At 36.6% G+C, this 23,182-nt stretch carries 12 protein-coding genes and 2 CRISPR repeat arrays; of the genes, 2 read left to right on the top strand and 10 right to left on the bottom strand.

Going from position 1 to position 23,182, the window contains the following annotated elements; all coding sequences use genetic code 11:
• Positions 1-11: 11 nt before the first annotated feature.
• Both OLM34_RS09935 and OLM34_RS09940 read left to right on the top strand, forming a co-directional pair.
• A complete protein-coding gene (locus tag OLM34_RS09935; protein WP_264407014.1) occupies positions 12-1,178 on the top strand; it encodes an MFS transporter in 1,167 nt (388 codons plus the stop codon).
• Entirely contained in the window at positions 1,165-2,268 is a 1,104-nt protein-coding gene (locus OLM34_RS09940) for an ROK family protein (protein ID WP_264407015.1), read from the top strand. The genes OLM34_RS09935 and OLM34_RS09940 overlap by 14 nt, the downstream gene beginning before the upstream one ends.
• A gap of 343 nt (positions 2,269-2,611) precedes the next feature.
• On the opposite strand, the gene OLM34_RS09945 is transcribed toward OLM34_RS09940, so the two are convergent.
• The 10 genes from OLM34_RS09945 to cas6 form a co-directional block, all read right to left on the bottom strand.
• Complete coding sequence (locus OLM34_RS09945; RefSeq protein WP_264407016.1) at positions 2,612-3,661, bottom strand: integrase core domain-containing protein; 1,050 nt, start codon at positions 3,659-3,661, stop codon at positions 2,612-2,614.
• Between the two features lie 5 nt (positions 3,662-3,666).
• Entirely contained in the window at positions 3,667-3,948 is a 282-nt protein-coding gene (locus OLM34_RS09950; RefSeq protein ID WP_264407018.1) for a hypothetical protein, read from the bottom strand.
• A 66-nt stretch (positions 3,949-4,014) separates the two neighbouring features.
• Positions 4,015-7,556: direct repeats of the CRISPR family, unit length 29 nt; unit sequence ATTTCAATTCCTTCTGGTGCGATTAAGAG.
• Positions 7,557-7,769: 213 nt separating this feature from the next.
• Positions 7,770-8,033, bottom strand: a complete 264-nt coding sequence (gene cas2 / locus OLM34_RS09955; RefSeq protein WP_264407019.1) for a CRISPR-associated endonuclease Cas2 — start codon at positions 8,031-8,033, stop codon at positions 7,770-7,772.
• 117 nt (positions 8,034-8,150) lie between these two features.
• On the bottom strand, positions 8,151-9,167 hold the full coding sequence (gene cas1b, locus OLM34_RS09960) for a type I-B CRISPR-associated endonuclease Cas1b (protein ID WP_264407021.1): 1,017 nt from the start codon (positions 9,165-9,167) through the stop codon (positions 8,151-8,153).
• 24 nt (positions 9,168-9,191) lie between these two features.
• On the bottom strand, positions 9,192-9,716 hold the full coding sequence (cas4, locus tag OLM34_RS09965; RefSeq protein WP_264407022.1) for a CRISPR-associated protein Cas4: 525 nt from the start codon (positions 9,714-9,716) through the stop codon (positions 9,192-9,194).
• Positions 9,717-9,728: 12 nt separating this feature from the next.
• The gene (gene cas3 / locus OLM34_RS09970; RefSeq protein ID WP_264407023.1) at positions 9,729-12,191 is read right to left on the bottom strand and encodes a CRISPR-associated helicase Cas3'; all 2,463 of its coding nucleotides are present in this window, start codon (positions 12,189-12,191) and stop codon (positions 9,729-9,731) included.
• Positions 12,176-12,883, bottom strand: a complete 708-nt coding sequence (cas5, locus tag OLM34_RS09975) for a CRISPR-associated protein Cas5 (RefSeq protein WP_264407024.1) — start codon at positions 12,881-12,883, stop codon at positions 12,176-12,178. The genes cas3 and cas5 overlap by 16 nt, the downstream gene beginning before the upstream one ends.
• 1 nt (position 12,884) lies before the next feature.
• Positions 12,885-13,910, bottom strand: coding sequence for a type I CRISPR-associated protein Cas7 (locus OLM34_RS09980; RefSeq protein WP_264407025.1), 1,026 nt, complete (start codon positions 13,908-13,910; stop codon positions 12,885-12,887).
• Between the two features lie 20 nt (positions 13,911-13,930).
• Positions 13,931-15,934: a hypothetical protein gene (locus tag OLM34_RS09985; protein WP_264407026.1), complete on the bottom strand. Its 2,004-nt coding sequence runs from the start codon at positions 15,932-15,934 to the stop codon at positions 13,931-13,933.
• Positions 15,931-16,737, bottom strand: a complete 807-nt coding sequence (cas6, locus tag OLM34_RS09990) for a CRISPR-associated endoribonuclease Cas6 (RefSeq protein WP_264407028.1) — start codon at positions 16,735-16,737, stop codon at positions 15,931-15,933. The genes OLM34_RS09985 and cas6 overlap by 4 nt, the downstream gene beginning before the upstream one ends.
• Positions 16,738-17,317: 580 nt before the next feature.
• Positions 17,318-23,177: a CRISPR direct-repeat array (repeat unit 29 nt; unit sequence GTTTCAATTCCTTCTGGTGCGATTAAGAG).
• Positions 23,178-23,182 lie beyond the last annotated feature (5 nt).

The raw sequence follows: 23,182 nt of genomic DNA on the forward strand, positions 1-23,182 counted from the left end.
AAATTCGAGAAATGAAGACAAAAAAATCAAAATCCAATTGGTTATCAATCATTGCTGTCTTTTTCGGTTTTTTTATCATGGGATTTGTGGATATTGTAGGTATTGCTACAAATTTCATAAAGAATGATTTCAATTTATCAAGTACGTTAGCCAATGTCATACCCATGATGACCTTTTTATGGTTTGCCGTATTCTCCATACCTGTCGGAATCCTCATGGGTAAAATTGGAAGAAAGCAAACCGTTTTATTATCGTTAATTCTTACTACGGCGGCTATGCTTATTCCTTATATTTTTTACGATTATATCATGGTATTAATTGCTTTTGGCTTATTAGGAATAAGCAACACTATTTTGCAAGTCTCGCTCAACCCTTTGGTCGCCTCTCTTTTCGAAAAAGACAAAACAGCAAGCATACTAACCCTGGGTCAATTCGTAAAGGCAATTTCTTCCTTTCTTGGTCCGATTATCGTCGGATTTGCGGCAAGTTATTTTAGCAATTGGAAAATGATATTTATGATTTACTCATCAATGGCATTTCTCTCAACTTTATTATTATTTTTTTCGAAAACAAATGAAAAAGGATTCGAAAATACCCCTACCAATTTTCGCAATGTTATAAATCTATTAGGCAACAAATATATTTTATATTGCTTTTTTTGTATTTTGCTTATCGTGGGTATTGATGTGGGGATCAATACCAATGTCCCTGAATTGCTAATGAAAAGAACCTCATTAGAATTAAATCGTGCCGGATTGGGAATAAGCATTTATTTTGCAGCACGTATTATCGGAACTTTTTTCGGAGCTTTCATGTTGCTTAAAATTTCTCCGTTGAATTATTTGAAAATATCGTTGCTGATTGCAATGGCAACATTTTTTCTACTCATGTTTATATCGAATTTATGGATACTTATGGCATTGATTTTCATAATAGGATTCACCTGTGCCAATGTTTTTTCGATTATTTTCTCATATGCGTTAAAAGAAAGCCCGACACGCTCAAATGAAGTTTCCGCCTTAATGATTATGGGAGTTTCGGGAGGAGCCATTATTTTACCCTTGCAAGGAATAATCAACGACCATTTAGGTTTTTTTACATCCTTATTCATATTGTTTATTTGTTTGGTATTAATATTTATCTTCACTTTAAAATTAGATAAAAATGTTCAAGAATAACAACAGAATAGTACTCACACTTGATGCAGGTGGAACCAATTTTGTATTTTCTGCCATACAGAATAATACGGAAATCGTTACCCCTCTTGTTTTGCCTGCTTATCCCGACAATCTTGAAAAGTGTTTAGATTCTTTGGTTGTCGGTTTTAGCCGGATAAAAAAAAGAGTGAAATCCGCACCGGTTGCTATAAGTTTTGCATTCCCGGGTCCGGCCGATTACGAAAATGGCATCATAGGCGATCTTCCCAATTTTCCATCCTTTAAGGGAGGAGTAGCCTTAGGCCCATTCTTGCGTGAAAAATTCGATATTCCGGTATTCATAAACAATGATGGGAATTTATTTGCATATGGTGAAGCATTATGCGGCATTTTACCTGAAATAAATAAACAGTTGGAAATAAGGGGGAATAGGAAACGATACAAAAACTTATTAGGATTTACTTTCGGAACAGGCTTTGGGGGAGGAGTTGTTATAAATAACGATTTGCTTTTGGGAGACAATGGATGTGGAGGCGATGTTTGGTCAATGGTTAATAAAACAAATAACAATTTAATTGCAGAAGAAGGCGTTAGCATTAGGGCAATACAAAGAAAATATTATGAATTATCCGGCACAAATGAAAAATTGACACCCAAAGAGATATATGATATTGCAGAAGGAAATGCACCGGGGAATAGAAGTGCTGCCATAAAGAGTTTCGAAGAACTTGGAGAAGTAGCCGGATTTACAATAGCAGAATCATTAAGTATAGTTGACGGAATAGTTGTCATAGGAGGGGGAATTGCTAATGCATATAAATATTTTATGCCTTCATTAATAAAAGAAATGAATGGCTTTCGATATACAAGGAATGGAGAACCGTATCCCCGATTGTCGATGAAAGTATATAATTTGCTTGACGAACAAGAAAAATCCGAATTCTTTAAAGCAGAAATTAAGACAGTAAAAGTACCGGAGTTCAATAAAACGGTAGATTATAATGTTGCGAAAAAAACAGGAATAACAACAACTAAACTCGGTACCAGTAGAGCAATTGCATTAGGAGCATATAATTTTGCCCTAAACAGAATAGACAAAGGCATTGATTGAAATATGTCGTTTTTCCTCAACCCCGCGTTCATCACTTTAGCTTTTTCGCATGTTGTCATCATGAGAATACTCACCGTATTTTATTAATTAGATCAACTCTTTTTTACTGCTGCAAAAGTAGAAAGTTCCACCCGCAAAAAATGTAACCGTGGTTACAACATAAGCCATTACGCAACCCTGAACATTCCAATTTCTACCGGTGCGATTAAGAGTCTCTCTTGACCTATATAAGAATCCTGTCGTCGAATATTTCATGTATTAGCCCGTAATAACCGAGCACATTAATTGTATTTAATTTTTTTTAGTACTTTTGTATCGGACAAGCTGATCCGATGGTGATATTTTATACCGAAGGATTAATTGAAGGGGTGTTGCTGTAAGTAATAGCCCCTTTAATCATTCCTTGATTGGGCAATTCATTTCTTCGAGGCATCGAGCCACTTGAAATGAGGACAAGCTGAACCTCAGGATCCTTATTACCCGATGGGATATCATTTTTTTCTTTTCGCCGGCTTTGTGCGTACTTTTCTCTGTATTCTACAGGAGAACAGTAATCTAATCTATGAAATATCCAATCTGTGTTGTAGTCTTTAATAAATCGATTAATACTGTTATAAGCTTCCTCGAAGGAAGAAAATGTTTCTGTTTGCAGCACCTGTTCGTCCAATGTGCGATGGAACCGCTCTATTATCCCGTTGCATTGTGGAGAGCGTACAAATGCTTTGGACATCTCCAATCCCAGGAATTTCATTTCATTCGTAAAATCGGCGGAGTCATATTGTGACCCATGGTCGCTTCTTAATTGCAGCTTCATCCCTTTGCAAACATCCTTATCTACCGAACCGAAAGTCTTTCTTACGGCAGCTCTAACCGGCTCCATAGCTGCAAAACGATTGCCTTTTTTGGCTATATGCCATGAGATAATCTCCTCATTAAAATGATCGATCACACCAAAGAACCAATGCCACCCTAACCCGTCAATCCGGAACTTCTTGCCGTCAGTGGCCCACATTACATTGGGTGCATCCGCGATGATGATACCGTCATGTTCACGCTTATTGCTCTTTCCTGTCCTTCTGTTGGGGCTGAGCAGGTTGTTTTCCCGCATGATGCGGTTCCCACGTGCCTTGCCCGCTACAAGAGCGTTTACTTCTCTTTTTTCCATCCGTTTCTTCACTTTCATATAACCTTCAGCGTTGAACCGGCTCTTCTTGATTTCAGTTTTAATCTCCCGTAAAACCTCTTCATCGGTGTGTTTGGGTTTTCTGCCGCGCTTGCCTGTTCGGGGTGTAGGGCTTTCATACCAGGTGCTGCTACTGTAACCCACTACTTTGAATATCAAACGTTTCGGATACGGCTTCCCTGTTAACGGATAATGTTCCTTTATCAGCATAGAGATCATTTCTTTCTTAGTTTTGCCGCTAATTCGTTCTTTTTTTTTGTGAGTTCAAGCTCCATCTGCAATTGCCCGATCTTGCGCTCGGCAGCACTGAGCTTTGAATCCTCCGGCTTACGCTTAAACCCCTCTGTACCACTCTCGATAAATTGGTCGCGCCAATGATTAATCTCGGCCAAAGTGACTCCGTATTCCCGGCTGATCAGCTCCGGATCCTCCCCTCGCAACAGGGATAAAACAATTTCAGCCTTGATCTTTGATGTGAAATTCTTTCTCTTTTTCATAGCAGTTGTAAAAATAAATTTTATTTTTTACTGCTCGGTTTTTTTGAGGGCTAATATACGTCGAATATTTCAATTCCTTCTGGTGCGATTAAGAGTGGCAAGCTGGATATAGAGCAATCTATACAGTATAAATTTCAATTCCTTCTGGTGCGATTAAGAGAAATTCGCTAAATGATATATCTCTTTTAATATAGTTATTTCAATTCCTTCTGGTGCGATTAAGAGTGCAGCCGAAGTCCATGATGGTTCTTCCATTGTCGAATTTCAATTCCTTCTGGTGCGATTAAGAGAGTCGATAAACTTATTCGTGTAAAAGGATTTACTATTTCAATTCCTTCTGGTGCGATTAAGAGACGGAAACCATCGACGATAAAACCATCACCGTACCCAAATTTCAATTCCTTCTGGTGCGATTAAGAGTCAGGTTTCATCATGAGATTGAGCATGAACCTATTTTGATTTCAATTCCTTCTGGTGCGATTAAGAGAACCTGTGCCGACAAATTGCTAAGTTGCGAAAGAAATTTCAATTCCTTCTGGTGCGATTAAGAGCTCCAACTGCAAACTGAAATGCAGTGCTTGTTTCGCTATTTCAATTCCTTCTGGTGCGATTAAGAGTTCAGTCACTAAGCAATTACCTGAACGGTGGTGCTACAATTTCAATTCCTTCTGGTGCGATTAAGAGAGCTTATGCAGATGCACAAGACGAATTGGTTAAAACAAATTTCAATTCCTTCTGGTGCGATTAAGAGCATTCCTTGCGTTGTGAAGGCTTCTCGGCCGCCGAAATTTCAATTCCTTCTGGTGCGATTAAGAGATTGAGTGCAAGGGCGATGCAGTTGGCACGCTCGGCATTTCAATTCCTTCTGGTGCGATTAAGAGTACCTTGCTGTGCAATATCTTCGGCTACCTTTGGTGCATTTCAATTCCTTCTGGTGCGATTAAGAGATTCCCGTTATTTCGATGATATGTCCGGACGATTGTATTTCAATTCCTTCTGGTGCGATTAAGAGAGCCTTACGTCTCCCCTCAAAGTCAGATAAACGTAGATTTCAATTCCTTCTGGTGCGATTAAGAGTATATGGTCCTGTAGAGTTCCATGCACCAGCCATATAATTTCAATTCCTTCTGGTGCGATTAAGAGATTCTATCTGAATTACCAATCAGCTCTATCGTTCCGGATTTCAATTCCTTCTGGTGCGATTAAGAGTTAGTTATCGTCTGAACAATGTTAAACGCAACTGTTATTTCAATTCCTTCTGGTGCGATTAAGAGCGGTTGTCAGGGTGATTACTTCTTTCCTGGACAGGAATTTCAATTCCTTCTGGTGCGATTAAGAGGTTAGATTATGTTTACAAGTATCTTAAACCTTATAAATTTCAATTCCTTCTGGTGCGATTAAGAGTCGGACCAACGCTTCACATCAGCGTTGAATTGTCGTGGTTTCAATTCCTTCTGGTGCGATTAAGAGTAAAAATATTTTCACACTTGACAGTGCGGACTATTATTTCAATTCCTTCTGGTGCGATTAAGAGACGAGACCCTGATACTCGCCGGAAGGAACAATAAAAATTTCAATTCCTTCTGGTGCGATTAAGAGTTATTAAATCCGTGAATCTCCTCATACCGAGCAATAATTTCAATTCCTTCTGGTGCGATTAAGAGACAGCTTCTTGTCGGGCTTCAACGTTACCTCTTTTTATTTCAATTCCTTCTGGTGCGATTAAGAGTTCCACAGATGCCGAAATTCGCATTTAAATGGACTATTTCAATTCCTTCTGGTGCGATTAAGAGTTTTGTCTTCATAATGTTTTGTTTTAATTGTTGTTATTTCAATTCCTTCTGGTGCGATTAAGAGCTTATAACTTAAATTGAAACAGATATGAAAAAACTTATTTCAATTCCTTCTGGTGCGATTAAGAGTTTAATTTTAAAAATATTGGCTTGCTCTCGAAATTGATTTCAATTCCTTCTGGTGCGATTAAGAGAGGGGTCTCTCTGGCGATTAAATATCGAAAAAGGCGATTTCAATTCCTTCTGGTGCGATTAAGAGACTTACACGATAAATTCAGCATTCCGTTTCCAAAAGAATTTCAATTCCTTCTGGTGCGATTAAGAGACCGTCAGAGTAAATCGTTCGACGAATTCCATAAATATTTCAATTCCTTCTGGTGCGATTAAGAGAGAGAAAGCTTTCGGCCATTTCCTGGTCAATATCATATTTCAATTCCTTCTGGTGCGATTAAGAGCTGCAACTAAATTGTTGAGCGCCTCTACTTGTCTTATTTCAATTCCTTCTGGTGCGATTAAGAGAGTGGCGTAAAGCCAACCCGAAAATAGTTCAACTTATTTCAATTCCTTCTGGTGCGATTAAGAGAGGTAACCACCTTCTTGCCACTTTGGGGTCATAAGGAATATTTCAATTCCTTCTGGTGCGATTAAGAGTTGTTTATGATGATAAATTTGCCTATTCACATCAATTTCAATTCCTTCTGGTGCGATTAAGAGCGTATTCTTTTTTAGTAAGTTGAGAAGCTTTGATCTATTTCAATTCCTTCTGGTGCGATTAAGAGATGGAAGCAGTCAAAGCTAAAATAAAGAAATATGTATTTCAATTCCTTCTGGTGCGATTAAGAGGAGTTGAGATTGCAGTCAATTGCGCTTCACTGAGTGATTTCAATTCCTTCTGGTGCGATTAAGAGACGGATACCGATAAAAAACGCATTGCCGTAGCACTATTTCAATTCCTTCTGGTGCGATTAAGAGGCAGATAAAAGCTCGATTAAAAAAAGGCACAATGACGTATTTCAATTCCTTCTGGTGCGATTAAGAGTTCTCAATCATCACGCGACTGCTTCTTGGCGTGTTAGATTTCAATTCCTTCTGGTGCGATTAAGAGAATAAAATTGCTCCAGTCCGTCGAAAAAGGAGCAAGATTTCAATTCCTTCTGGTGCGATTAAGAGCAAGACGGCAGAAGAGATAATAGCCGAGCTGGATCATTTCAATTCCTTCTGGTGCGATTAAGAGTACATGTCGACTGCGAATATGGCATTTTCGAAGGCTATTTCAATTCCTTCTGGTGCGATTAAGAGGCACTTATCGACGGAGGTAAGTTCGAAGTAAACAATTTCAATTCCTTCTGGTGCGATTAAGAGTTTTGCGAAAACTTCCAATACGTCGAAAAGGACGAGATTTCAATTCCTTCTGGTGCGATTAAGAGTGCTACAGGAGGAGAATTTGATAATGTAATTGTACGATTTCAATTCCTTCTGGTGCGATTAAGAGACAATCGATACAAGCGATGATGACACAAGGAATGAATTTCAATTCCTTCTGGTGCGATTAAGAGTTGCCGCCACAGCCGCTGTTGCCGGTGTAATTAAATATTTCAATTCCTTCTGGTGCGATTAAGAGTACAGTTGATACCTCCTCAACTATTTCTTTAGTCGAATTTCAATTCCTTCTGGTGCGATTAAGAGGCAGCACCAGCAATAGCAGCGACAGCAATTCCGATATTTCAATTCCTTCTGGTGCGATTAAGAGGCAGTCATCGGGGTGCTAACTGGAAGTGGCATCTCGATTTCAATTCCTTCTGGTGCGATTAAGAGCCGTTGAAAACGACTGAAAATAAGGCTGAAAATCAGCCCGAAAACACAAAATAAACTTCGTTTTTGAAGTAGGAAAGTTGTCGATAGGCAAAAATATAAAAATTCCCGACCATCGACAACTTATTTTATATGTTGATTTTCAGTATGTCAATGATCGCTGCTCCTGTCAATTGCTCGCGCAACCGTGAGAAAAACCTTCCATCGACAATCGAATCACAGAAAATTATCGGTGCTACTTCGCTCTTTCCCAATAATTTGTTTATCGAGAAACTTTTCTGTACGACTCGAAAAAATAATCAACGAATCTTCTTCCGTTTTCATTATTTTCTCCGCCAATATAGTCAATTCTTTCAATTTAACCTCGGAAATATCGCCTTCAAAAACCGAATTCTGTATCCAATTCAAATATTTGCGGCACAATTTCAGCATTTTCCCGACGCGCTTTTCTCCCACATCATATACCAAAATTACATACACAGCTCAAACTTTTTTATGAGTGACGGTTGACAAGTGATCAATGTACCACAACTACCGGTGAAGTTCGGCCTCTCGTTTTGTGAGTCGAAGCGGTTGACAGGGAATTTATGTGTCATACTACCAATACATTTTAAACGGTTTATATTCTTCCATCCCCAACAAATGTTTGCTCAATTTGTAACACTCCAGCTTAATCAGATGGCGATAACTCACCTTGCGTTTGAGCGATCGATGCTGAATGGTTTCGTTGAGCCGTTCTTCGAAAGCCTGCACAAAAATCTTTTTCCCCGAGGGATTGAGCAAGCAACGGTTCAGTCGGGTTTCGAAATGTTTTTCCTGAAGCTCTTTTTTGTTCAACAGTTTGAAAATCACCCTGTCCACCAAAATCGGTTTGAAAATTTCAGAGATATCGAGCGACAGCGAGTAACGTCGGTCTCCCGGCGTATGCAGGTAACTGATCGTTGGGTTGAGCTGCGTTTGATGAATCGCCCGCAAGCACTGCGAATAGCACATCATATTGCCAAACGAAATCAACGCATTCACTTCGTTTTTAGGCGGTTGCTTACTTCTTCCACCCATGCTGAAATCATTGATGATAAGTTCGAAACCCTCGTAATAGGTCTGCCTTATGTTGCCTTCCAGTCCCATCATTTCGTCAACGGCTTCTGCATTGGGAAGCATCGCGGCATATTGCTCAATTTTTTCGATAACCCCCTCCAGATCCTTACCGCGCGAATTATAATAACGCAGATTTTTGGTCATGTTGAAAGCCGCACCTTCCACAAATTTTCGTGCCAGTTCGAGTCTCCTTTTTTTACTCTGATAAGCTGAGGTTTGAGCCAAAATCATTTTTCCCGAAAGCAGACCATCGCGCGGCATAAACGAACCGGTATAATTTTCGTAATAATCGAAAAAATGTACGGCAATGTCGTTCTGTCCCAAAAAATTATACAAAGCACTGTTGGCATTCAAAGCGCCAAACACGTAAAATTCGGCAATATTTTCCACAGGCAGATATCGGGGTTGCCCTTCATGTTCCAAGCCGTTGCCGTCTTCTTCAATGGGCGTAAACTTTATCGTATTGTCCTTCCGTTGCAACGTTCCCGGATTAAACAGGTAATAGGTCTTCTTCATATTATAAATTTTCGCCTATATAAATTATTGCTCTGTAATACTTTCTTTTTCTTCCACATAACAAAAATCGTAATAACTGCAGCTTTTGCAGATTTTCGAGTGAAGAACGGGCGGACAATCATCGGAGCGGATAATTTCCGCAATCTCCTTTTCCATTTCGGCAATATTTTGTCGGTCGGCATCCGTCAGCTCCACTTTGGTGGTTTGACGCAGCGTCGGATATTCCAACAACCCGCTCACACCATTCATGCCATTGCGTTCCAACACATATATATAATATTTCACCTGCCATTCATGTGCAGGTTCCACTTTGTCCGAACGCTTAATCTCGTGGATCACTTTATTCCGCGCATCGTAATAATCGATTTTTATTCCATCGATTTCCACTTCTTCATACCGCTCCGAACGTTGTGGATAACTCGTTTCGTGAATCAGTTTGCCGTCATACACCAAATCGGATGTCTGCTCCATATTGATGCCATTGGCAAACAGCCACAGCTTTCGCTTGCATACCTGATAATAATTGAAATGCGTTCCAGTAATTTGCATAAAAAGTTAAGTTTATATTATACAATCATTTCCTTTTAAATCTATACCCATCTCAAATGAATATGAACTCGAAGATATATGAAATAAATCAAAATAACTTCTATTATCTGCCAGATCAGGTTTTTTATCCTCAGATTTAATTCTAACCTTAATAATTTGTTGAGACATCTTTCTTAAAAGTAATTCAATATTTTTTCTTTTCAATTTAATGAAAGAAATATCAGCGTTTTGATGAATTAAATTCATTACTTCATCATTTATTTTTAAGAGCCGATTAAAAGAATCGTCTTTTTTATTTTTAGATACATAATAAAGTTTTTCTTCGCCAAATACTTTTTCATCTATCAATTGAAATTTACCTATTTTTTCATATTGACATTCCGTTATATCTTTTAAGAAGTCAAATTCTAAATTATGGTTTGAAATAGAAGTATGCTTTCCCCATTCTAAATCAGATTGAATAAGATTAAAGAAATTTTTTTGAACATTTATAAGATCTTTTTCTTGATATAGAATATCGGTAAAAGAGTTTTTAGTGAAACGAATTAGTTCATAATCTTTTCCTCTATAAATCAATTTTGATCTGATCTTACCTTTATTCTGTAATTGAAAAATTTTTACTTTTCCTAACGTAGGAAATTTACCATTTCTATTGCATCTACCAGCTGATTGAATAATACTGGATACAGTAGCAAAGTCTCTGTAAACTATTGGAAAATCGATATCAACCCCAGCTTCAATTAATTGAGTTGAAATAACAATAATTTTTTTACCTTCTCGTAATCGACGTTTTGCTAAATATATTTTTAATTTTCTATCTCGTGGAGCAAAATGTGTATTCAATAAAATCAATTCTTCATTATTCAATATATTCTTGCATAATTGATAAAGATCTTTTGTATCTTCTATTGTATTTAAAATAACTAAAACCGATTGATTTTCTGAAATTATCAAATCTTTTAATGTTTCTATATCAATATTATTTTTATCATATTCAATTTGATATCGATTGAAGAGATTATTATCGAAATAACTTAACGGCAATAATGGATAGGGTTTTGAATATCCATTAAAAAATCTTTGAGCTTCTAAATGTTTTTTAGGTAATTCATAGCTTGGCTGAGTTGCTGTTGAAATAATTGCATAACTTCCAAATTTATTGCAAAAATGGCTCAAATAAGCAACAAAAAATCCATATAATCTTGGGGGAAGAGATTGAATTTCATCTAATAAAAAAATGCAATTGGAAAAATTTGGTAGTTTCAGTAATTCTGCGTTTTTATTGCTCAACAATGTCTCAAAAAAACGAACAAATGTAGTTATAATGAAGGGATAAGCAAAAGTATTTTCCTGAAATTCAAGGATATTGGCTTCCATTATTTTTTCTTCCTCAGGATTATCATCTAGTTCTTTTTGAATTTCCTCAAATCTTTGATTTTCAGATTTTGAGTCTACGCGTTGAATAAAGGTTTCATATCCTTTAAATATTTTCAAAACTTCATTTTCGACTTGTTCCGTGATAGAAAGGAATGGTAATGCATATATGATTCTTTTAGCACCTTTGTTTTGAATAATCTCTGAAGCTAAAGATAGCAACATTAATGTTTTACCAGAACCGGTTGGTGCTGTTAATTCAAAAACTTTTTTATTCTCTATCAATCCTATTTTAATATTACGAACCGCATTTTCTCTAATTTGAGTACGTAATTTGTTTAAGTTAGAATCCTGTTTGAGTTCTTTCAGGTAAAAATCTAATTTTGCATGAAAACAAGATGAAAATATTTGAACAGCATTTTGCTGATCAACGATAAAGTTACCCATTCCTCCTGCATCTGCTTTATCTGCTTGAAGTACGCTTGCAAAAGAATATTGAACATTTATGAAGAAATCTAATGGATTTTCATTTTTTCTTCCATCAAAAATAAATTGCTCTAAAAAAAATTTTTGAAGTTTTTTATTTAACAAGAATTGTCGAAAATCCTCGATTGATATAAAATAATTAATAAATTCGAATACTGGCAGATTAGTTTCTTCCTCAAGAAATTTGAATAAAATGTAAATTTCATCTTTGGAAAGGATTGTTGCAAATGCTTCATCATATTTCCATTCTGGACTAAAATCAGGTAAGTTGCCATGATGTTTTGCAATTGAAACAGTTAATTCAATCAAGTCATTTTGAGTAATATTATTAACTTTCAAAAATTGTTTTAGCGCCTCAATATTTAGTTTAGAGGTACAAAATGCACAAAAGAAAACATAAGCAGACAGATATGCATGATTTGAATATCCAATAATTGGTTGATGACTAAGTTTATTTTGAAAATTGGGATTTAATTTCCCCAGGTCATGACAAATAGCAATCAATTCAGCAAAACTGGAATTTGTTAGCTTTTTTGTATTTTCTCTTACCCCTCGAATATGATCTAATAAATACTTGTCTGGATGAGATTTTAGTTTCTCTATATTAAGCACCATTTTTCAATTTTTTCTGCTGACTTATATTCGTAATATTCACCATTAACAATAATAGAATATGGATAATCTGGATAGATTACATTTTTGTAACGTTCAGGTAAATTCCAAAAATCATCATTTTGAAATGTCGGCATTTTTTCAAAGCCTATTCTAAACTGACCAGAAAAATCTTTAGGGGTATGTTCAGAAAGAACAAATCCATAAGTTTCAAAATCCCCATTTTTTAATTCTGAAAAATCCCCCTCAGATTCCCATTTTAAGTTAGCAGGGCAATTGTGCCATCCAAGAACAGGCGTATATATTGCAGTTTCACTTTTAATGTACATTTTAAAATTTTCAAAAACATCATTAGAACGTTCATTTAACAATGCAATCGAAACCAAAAATTTAGGGTCTTTAAGAAATTCAAAATATTTTGGAGCACCTTCTGCTGTAGGATTAATTGCCTTTCTGCTCGTAAAACCCCAAGAAATTTTTCTTACTGAATGAAGTAATTGTACTCCATAAAGTAAATCGTCAGATAATTGCGGATATTTGCTTTTCATATCTTCTCGCTCAATTCCAAGTACAGCTCCTATTAATCCAATTAGTGCGGTTTTTGTTATCAAATCATGGGATAATGGATTATTATTTGTTTCCGGTTTTTTAAAATGTCCCCAATTACCTTCTATGATAAGTTGAAAACCTTTCATATCAATTTGTTTTTTTATCTTTTAAGAATTCGATTTGTTCAAATTTCTTAAATAGCTTTTCCAAATCTTCATCTTTTATTTGAGGCATAACGCTTTTAAGCGTTTTTTTATTAGTGAAAAGATCCTTTATGGATTCAATTTCAGTGTAGAATCTTATTTTTTCTATTTTATCTGTTTTCCCAATCTCAAAAAGTTTAGAAAAATCAAGTAGATAGTCATCCATACTTCTTAATTGTTCTTCTTTTTTGTCTTCTTTTGGTATTAATTTAATTAATTGATCTACTTCATAAATTTTTTGATTGTTTTGTGGATAATCAATTTCAAGTAGAAGTACAGAATTTTGACCGACTTTACTGCGTGAATGAGAACTTCCTTCCCCACTTGTACCATACCAAAGTCCTTCATACATAAGTTTGAGATCTTCTTCAGTCATTCCAGTTTTTTCTGCAACCTTGGGATTTAGCCATCCATGAATTTGGATTAAAGAATATGGAACTATGGTTGTTGTGCCAATAGACCCTTGAGTATTTTCAGCGCTTGAAGTGAAATGCGTTGTATTTTGGTGTATTCTCAGATTTACTTCGTTTAACGAAGGATTTAATAATGCAAATTGAACCGGACCAGTAAATTGAACATGCCCGTTTGTGCATTCTTTTCCGTCTATTTTTATTTTTTTAGTTTCGTCGTCTTTTAAAGTTGAAATACCTCCAAATAAACGGACGTCAATTTGATCTTTCAATATATCACCAATATTGGTGAATTTCTTTTCATTTCGGTTTTGGGCGATCCATGTCAAAACACCTTTTGAATCAGTTTTACCTGCTCCAGTTTTTTCACTTACATATATTGGTAATTCTTTTTCTTCAAAATAAGTTCGGACATATCTTTTCATACGAACATCGCTTACAAGAATTTTTTTTGTTTCTTCATCATAACGCTGTTCACCGGTAAATGGATCCCCATTAGGAATATTATACTTCGTTTCGTATAAGAACAAAATTTCTGACTTTTTTAATTGATTTGTCATAATTGTAAATTTTAGTTTTATTAATTAATATTTGAATTTATTTCTTCTGAAGTCGAAGCTTCTCTTGAAGGAATTGGTTTAAAGTAACCTTCAAAAAAACCAAAAGCACATTCGTCTTTGTCATATTTTGATTTGAACTCCTTTATTTTTTGTGCTAATTCATAGGAAGTTTGAAAGGTGAATTTGGTTTTGTCATGCATAATTAATTTTTCTTCAATTTCATTTTTTAGTTTTATGAAATCGGCCAAGGTTGCGATTCTTCTTCTGAGATTCCCAACATAATTCTTTTCAAAAGAATTAATTTCTTGAGATAGATTTTTTGCCATTGTTCCAAGCAGAAAACCTATTTGATAACTTTCAGATGATGTTATTTCCATAAATTTATCAATTTTAGTGTTTTGTATTTTTAAAAGAAATTTAAGATCGTATTTTAAAAAAATAAATTTTTGATCATCAGCACGAATGCTGAATTCTACATTTTGAATGAAAGAAGATAATAATTCTTCATCATGGGTATAATTATCTGTATAAATAAGAGGTAAGACTTTTAAAATATGAGATTGATACTTGGGGCTTATTTTAAATGAAACTTTTCCGGTGTTAGGATCACATAGGGGCATACCTAGAATTTGTTGAAAAGAATATTCAATATTTAAAGGGAAAAGTTCATTATTTGCATGAATAAAATTTTTTCTTTCTTTAGATATTTCTCTTGAAATTTCATTTATTCTTTCGTTTATTAAACGAAGCTTGCTTTTTTCAATACCTGACAATTCGATTAAATCTTTGTCTGGGGAAGATTGACTTCCTCTGTTACTGTTGCATAATATCAAATCAAATGAGGTAATATTTTTTTTATCATCAAATAAAAAATCAAAAAGTGGGTCATAAGAACTATTATTTTTTTCTTTATTTTGTGCAAGAAGTTTCGATTCATTCCTTTTTTTAAAAAATTCTTCATAATCTGCTGCAGAAAGATTTATGCCACGTGGCAAAACAATTAGCTTTAGATCCGTACTATTAATTTGTTTTCCTTTACTCGTAAAATCAACAGCATAAAATAAATCCTGTAAAGTATCTATTGTAAAACTTTTTGCTTTGTATTTATTATTTTCTGAAAAAAATGGAAATTGAATATCATTTTTTTTATCACCAGAACAAAGGGTCTTATAAAGAGTCTTTTTTAAAACTAAGCCTTCAGGTGTTTCTTCAACAAATTCAGAAAACAACTTAGAATTTAATAAATTCATATCATCGGGAAAATTATACCAATGTAAATTTCCAGGAAATTCAAAATGGATAAATATTTTAAAGTTAAGGCAATCAAAGAGTAATTTTTTTTGAGTTTCATTACACTCAGCTAAGTTATCAGGAATTCCTATTTTTCTTAATTTGTTTTTTGTAGTATTAAGAAAAGCAAACGTAATTGTATATTTGTACAATTCATATTCATTTTCTAATAATTGAATAATTTTGTTATTTTCCCCATTTTCGATTAATTCTGAAATAGCCGGCGCATATTTTAAGATGCTCTCAATATGTTTTATGTTTTTTTCTAATGATTCGTGAAATTGTTGAATAATTTTTGGAGAATTTTCTTTATAAGATTTTATAATATCATTATAGTCATTTATACCTCGGATAAAAGAACTTGTTCTGTATGCTGGATTTGAATGCATGGGATTTTCTAATCGATAATATCCCCCTTCGTCAATATCAATAGTACCATCATTTTTTATTTTTACTTTTTTTTCATAGTAGATATCTCCGAAAATATATTTTACCATACCATCACTATTCGAAGTTTTAAATTTTAAAAAATAAAGATTTTCTCTTTGATTTTCGGGAGTGAATTTCATTCCTTCAAAATCAAAAGAATAATCATTTTTTACTGGTATTGTAATGCAGATCGGCCAATTACCATCTTTATCTTTAGGACAGGGTTCTACATATTTGAAATATTTCAGGTTATCCTCAGAATTTCTGAGAGTTTTTCCTATTTGGAGCACTGTATCTAAACTCATATCTCTTTTATTTTCAGAATTATTTTTTCGTTTTTCTTTTCCTCTATCATGCCGAAGCCCAGGCTGTTTTTTCCGCCGATGCCGCCTTCGTAGGCTATTTTGAGCAGTTCGGCAGGGGCTGCCAGCTGAAAATTGCAACCGAAAGCCCGGATTTTGCTTTCCTGCGGCGTGTCGGCTTTGATGGTTATCAACGACGAACGAGGCTTACCGTCAACCTTGAAATCGAAAGCAACATTTTTATCGGGAAAATCGTTGCCGGTGAAAGCTTTGTATTTGTCGAGCAAATTTTGCATGATCAGTTCCCTTGCCATCGGGTGGGTGGGGGCAACGTATTCGTCGGTTCCGTTTTCGCGCTTCAGCGTCAGGCACATCGGCGAAAGCGTCCTGAACGACATGGGTTCCGAAAAGGCGGGCGAGGGCATCAGTTCAATGCTTTGCACCCTGCACCGGATACGGGCTTGCCTGTTTCCCAACTCAAATTGCTGCTCGTTGAAAATGCCCTGAATAAATTCCTGCGTACTGCGTTCGGGCAAAAAAGAAAGATACCAGGTGGCCGAGTCGGAGAGAATTTCGAGAAAATTGCCTTCTATCCGATAATCCGGAATTTGCAGTCGTGAGAAAGCGAACAGCTTGAATACCTTTTTGTCTGCCGCAAAGCCGTTATCGTGAAGCCATTGGGAAAATTCGCGGTTGGCATTGCCAAGAATCTTGTAAATTACCGCCGACAGTTCATATTGGTAATTGAAGGGCAACCGATTGCCAAAAGGGTGTTTATCGATATTTAAAAATAATTTGAATCTCATTCGGTATTTTTTGGAACAAAAAATGGGTTACTATATTTCGCCCAAATATATTCAAAATATATGTAAATAGACAAAATAAAATACATAAAAATCAATTTTCAATCTTTTTTCCAATCGAATCCTCTCTTACCATGGGGAGAATCCTACACTTTCCTACGCTTTCCTATACACCCGAAACCCGCTCCGGGAAAGACTTTCCTACACTTCCTACACTTCCTACACTTCCTACAGATCCCATATCTCCCTGCACTTCTTATACTTCCTCAGCACTTACATTTTTCAACGTTTCCAAATTTGTTCAAGCGTTACAACACCGGAAAACAGAACAAGCCTAAATTCATCTCCACTTCAAATGCCCCCTGATGCGATTGTAAGATAAAAAAACCCGGCAATTAACCGGGTTTGCGGCTTGTCGGCGATACGCCGTTTCCGGACGTCGTTGTCCCTCCGCCGCAGGCTATTGGCAACTTCTTATCCGCATCGCCGACTATGTAAAGTTCTAAATCATTTCACTTCAATTCCTCCTGTGCGATTAAGAGTTATCTGATCAATTAAAGAAGGACTAGCTGCTTCCTTTAATGTTTCAATTCCTTCTGGTGCGATTAAGAGTCTTGATTTTTCGGGCAATTGGTATGCAAAGGGATGCAGTTTCAATTCCTTCTGGTGCGATTAAGAGTGTCGCCGAACAGGTATATAACGAAAGAAAAAATGACCGTTTCAATTCCTTCTGGTGCGATTAAGAGTTTTCCCCTGAATGATATCCGCTAATTCCTCAACGGTTTCAATTCCTTCTGGTGCGATTAAGAGGTAATACCGATAATTAAACAACTCGGCGACATATCGAGTTTCAATTCCTTCTGGTGCGATTAAGAGCTTTCCCTAAATCTGAAATTACTTATTCAGATATGAGGTTTCAATTCCTTCTGGTGCGATTAAGAGAAAAGACAGGATTACAAAAAACTATCAAAAAAAAGTTTCAATTCCTTCTGGTGCGATTAAGAGCGTGCATGAGTTATTGCCGTTTTTCTTCGACGAATGTTTCAATTCCTTCTGGTGCGATTAAGAGACCGGTCAGGGCTTTCGTGTAACGCAGAAATACATGTTTCAATTCCTTCTGGTGCGATTAAGAGTGCATCTTCAACCGTAATCTCTTTTATCTTGCTTTTGTTTCAATTCCTTCTGGTGCGATTAAGAGATGCATATTGCATATGCTAATATAGAAGCTGTTAAGTTTCAATTCCTTCTGGTGCGATTAAGAGAACAAACCTCTCAATTTACCCTGACATAAAAAGGCGGTTTCAATTCCTTCTGGTGCGATTAAGAGATTCGAGAAACGATGGTTCATTTATGTTTTTAGTCAGTTTCAATTCCTTCTGGTGCGATTAAGAGATTGTTTTTTGCTGTGATTCGATTATCGACAACAGTGTTTCAATTCCTTCTGGTGCGATTAAGAGTAAAAATCGTTTGTTTCGATACCGAAAGATGTTTCAGTGTTTCAATTCCTTCTGGTGCGATTAAGAGCCTATTAACCACTCTCTAAACTGAATAAATAGTTTGTTTCAATTCCTTCTGGTGCGATTAAGAGTAGAAATATATTAGGAGATACAAGTTCTTCTATTAAGTTTCAATTCCTTCTGGTGCGATTAAGAGGGGCGGATTGTGGGATGTGTTTACGCTAATGTTCGACTGTGGTTTCAATTCCTTCTGGTGCGATTAAGAGTTGCAACGTGCAATACAGCACGCTTTAGATAATAAGTTTCAATTCCTTCTGGTGCGATTAAGAGGAATTATGAAAACAAAAATTATTATAAACCTATTCGTTTCAATTCCTTCTGGTGCGATTAAGAGTTGTCCCTATTAGATTTGTTATTGTAGTAGCAAAATTGTTTCAATTCCTTCTGGTGCGATTAAGAGGGCAAGTACAAGGATATCGAGAGCGACCCGTTCTTGGTTTCAATTCCTTCTGGTGCGATTAAGAGTTTCGGAGGGAAAGAAAGCGTTACACCGAAAATCCCAGTTTCAATTCCTTCTGGTGCGATTAAGAGAGGCCTAAGACGTCCCCTATACCGGCTATTGCACGCGTTTCAATTCCTTCTGGTGCGATTAAGAGATTCATCGTCATCTACCATTTCTTCTGCTATAAGTTGTTTCAATTCCTTCTGGTGCGATTAAGAGAAATTAACTGGCAGGAAGTGCTGAACCGATTTTTTTGTTTCAATTCCTTCTGGTGCGATTAAGAGGACAAATCGAAGGAAGAAGTTGGAGACAAGGCAACAAGGTTTCAATTCCTTCTGGTGCGATTAAGAGAGGGTCAATGTCTTTATCAGATATTACCGGGATAAGTTTCAATTCCTTCTGGTGCGATTAAGAGTCAACGAGAAAGAATACAATACTGAGCTGGAATACCGTTTCAATTCCTTCTGGTGCGATTAAGAGACGAGCTTAATTTCTTCACGCCGGAAAACAACCAATGCGTTTCAATTCCTTCTGGTGCGATTAAGAGTAATATCACGTGTAGGCTCGAATTTTTCCAATAATTGTTTCAATTCCTTCTGGTGCGATTAAGAGAAATTAACTGGCAGGAAGTGCTGAACCGATTTTTTTGTTTCAATTCCTTCTGGTGCGATTAAGAGAGTCCCAAGGGCATGGGCAATTTTTTTATGGAATATAGTTTCAATTCCTTCTGGTGCGATTAAGAGTGTAATCCTTAATTATCGAAAATTTAACGATAATTTAGTTTCAATTCCTTCTGGTGCGATTAAGAGACTTATTATATTAAATTCTTTATCGACAGCATACAACGTTTCAATTCCTTCTGGTGCGATTAAGAGACCCGGCAAAAGCGGTAATTCCGGAACACGAATATGTTTCAATTCCTTCTGGTGCGATTAAGAGATTCAACAGCAGATGAAGTAAAAGAATTGCTCGACAGTTTCAATTCCTTCTGGTGCGATTAAGAGTATTGCATACATAATTCCTCTAACTTCCGAATCGTGTTTCAATTCCTTCTGGTGCGATTAAGAGTATTGCATACATAATTCCTCTAACTTCCGAATCGTGTTTCAATTCCTTCTGGTGCGATTAAGAGTAAAATGAATTTTGATATAATAATTTCGGCGATAATGTTTCAATTCCTTCTGGTGCGATTAAGAGACGTTATCGGTATATATGGCTCGTTCAGGTAATATGTGTTTCAATTCCTTCTGGTGCGATTAAGAGAAAGAAAAGCAAATGGAACATACCGAAATAGATGCCGTTTCAATTCCTTCTGGTGCGATTAAGAGATTTACTGCAATTTTGAAAGTTTTATCAGCCCATTTTGTTTCAATTCCTTCTGGTGCGATTAAGAGGAGTAGATGCTCCGGTAGATGCTCCGGTAGATGCTTCCGTTTCAATTCCTTCTGGTGCGATTAAGAGCACGAAACGGAGTAAATTCTATTTGAATTTTATGTCGTTTCAATTCCTTCTGGTGCGATTAAGAGTGGCGAGACGTACGAGGATGTGTTCAATCGTGAATGGTTTCAATTCCTTCTGGTGCGATTAAGAGGCTGGCCGGGTTAACCACCTTCTGACAAATATACGCGTTTCAATTCCTTCTGGTGCGATTAAGAGCAGTAATTCTAAATCGAAATAGCCACCTTCTATCGGTTTCAATTCCTTCTGGTGCGATTAAGAGGCAAATGCAGATACCGAATGATCAAGTAAGAAGTAGTTTCAATTCCTTCTGGTGCGATTAAGAGATTTCCCTCAACCATCGCCCAGTCGGTATTATTCCGTTTCAATTCCTTCTGGTGCGATTAAGAGTCGCTGTCGGCATCCTCTATCTCCTCATTATTACCTTTTAGTTTCAATTCCTTCTGGTGCGATTAAGAGTTAGGCAGAAAAGAGATAGAGCTCAGGGAAAAGAGCAGTTTCAATTCCTTCTGGTGCGATTAAGAGTCCTTTGGGATTACTTGTTACTCTACTAACAGCAGGTTTCAATTCCTTCTGGTGCGATTAAGAGCCATTCATGGTTGAGATGCTTCTTAATCCTATCTCGTTTCAATTCCTTCTGGTGCGATTAAGAGCTGCTTCCTGTTTCAGCTATAGGAGGAACATTAAGGTTTCAATTCCTTCTGGTGCGATTAAGAGTTTGAGAGCTTCTAAATACAGCTTAACCTTTTGCGCGTTTCAATTCCTTCTGGTGCGATTAAGAGCTCTTCGGCGTCAACAATGCCGTCCGCGTAGGCCTGTTTCAATTCCTTCTGGTGCGATTAAGAGATTCCTTGCGTTGTGAAGGCTTCTCGGCCGCCGAAGTTTCAATTCCTTCTGGTGCGATTAAGAGATAGTTTTCATCTATTGAAAGCGAATACTGAACCTGGTTTCAATTCCTTCTGGTGCGATTAAGAGGTTCCATTCTTTTGAAATATCTGCATGAAGTCATTCAGCTGTTTCAATTCCTTCTGGTGCGATTAAGAGAAACAATTCATAACGTTGAAGCAGGGACGTATCGTGGTTTCAATTCCTTCTGGTGCGATTAAGAGTGGGACACCACAGTCAGCGCAACAACTGCGACAAGAATGTTTCAATTCCTTCTGGTGCGATTAAGAGTAAAACGATTTTGATTTCGTCTATTTTTTTAAGCTTCAGGTTTCAATTCCTTCTGGTGCGATTAAGAGACAAACACCTTATTACGGCGGCAAGCTATTGCAGGGTTTCAATTCCTTCTGGTGCGATTAAGAGATCATAGTTGCCTTCTAATGTTTTTTGAAAGTTTGTGTTTCAATTCCTTCTGGTGCGATTAAGAGCTCCAATGGGTAAACATTGCGTAACTGTGCAATCGTGTTTCAATTCCTTCTGGTGCGATTAAGAGATCCAACTCGCTTTATGAAAATAATTAACAGTTGTAGTTTCAATTCCTTCTGGTGCGATTAAGAGTTTTCGTCACCTTGTAACTCGTTGCGGTAGCAATTGGTTTCAATTCCTTCTGGTGCGATTAAGAGCGATAATTTCCTTATTCACCGGGTTATCGTTTGTTTGTTTCAATTCCTTCTGGTGCGATTAAGAGCTCGAGATAGAGATAAAAGATAGTCAAGAAACGGCAGTTTCAATTCCTTCTGGTGCGATTAAGAGTATTTGCATCGTCAAACATTCCCCGGATTTATTCTTGTTTCAATTCCTTCTGGTGCGATTAAGAGCATTTCAAATTACATCCCGAAAAGCGAATGAAAATCGCGTTTCAATTCCTTCTGGTGCGATTAAGAGACACGATAGCAATAAGGTACATTATCACATATCCACTGTTTCAATTCCTTCTGGTGCGATTAAGAGTAATCGATATTATTATCAATTGGTAATGGTTTATATTTAGTTTCAATTCCTTCTGGTGCGATTAAGAGTCTACATATGGAGCTTATAAAGCAGCTGTCGTTTTAGTGAGTTTCAATTCCTTCTGGTGCGATTAAGAGCCATAAGATTTTAATTTCCCATTCCTTGCCTTTTCGTGTTTCAATTCCTTCTGGTGCGATTAAGAGACCGGATAGGATATTTGTTTACCGACCGTATTTTTTGAGTTTCAATTCCTTCTGGTGCGATTAAGAGGAAGAAATCGAAGAATTAAGAAAAAAGAATATACAAGGTTTCAATTCCTTCTGGTGCGATTAAGAGGGGAATTTCAGGACTGGGAAAATAATGTATTACGCTGAGAAGTTTCAATTCCTTCTGGTGCGATTAAGAGAATCTGGCATCAAATCAATATGGGACAAATCTCGGATGTTTCAATTCCTTCTGGTGCGATTAAGAGGGAAATTAGAATAATTAAATTTTAAAACCTTCCGGGTTTCAATTCCTTCTGGTGCGATTAAGAGTTGTAGGAGCAGGTGTAGGTGTGTTTTATCGGAATATGTTTCAATTCCTTCTGGTGCGATTAAGAGGTGCTGATAGTTGCACCTAAACGTGTAGCCGAGACGGTTGTTTCAATTCCTTCTGGTGCGATTAAGAGAAAATCGTAAAAAAATATGTTACAAGAGGCGAACTTAGTTTCAATTCCTTCTGGTGCGATTAAGAGAATAATCACGGACGGAAAAGAAAATACGAGTACCCGTTTCAATTCCTTCTGGTGCGATTAAGAGGCGAGGCTTGTAAACAGAACGGCTGCCGCTGCAAGCTAGTTTCAATTCCTTCTGGTGCGATTAAGAGGCCTTTCGAGACGTACAGTTATAGTGATTTTAACGGTTTCAATTCCTTCTGGTGCGATTAAGAGTTTTTGTCTTCATAATGTTTTGTTTTAATTGTTGTTGTTTCAATTCCTTCTGGTGCGATTAAGAGAAACGAAACAAAGTGCTCGTATGTCCCCCATCCGTTGTTTCAATTCCTTCTGGTGCGATTAAGAGATGTACAATGATTTTGTCAAAGATGCAAAGAACCTCCTATGTTTCAATTCCTTCTGGTGCGATTAAGAGAATGC

Source organism: Anaerorudis cellulosivorans, assembly GCF_025943985.1.
Taxonomy (GTDB): domain Bacteria; phylum Bacteroidota; class Bacteroidia; order Bacteroidales; family Dysgonomonadaceae; genus Anaerorudis; species Anaerorudis cellulosivorans.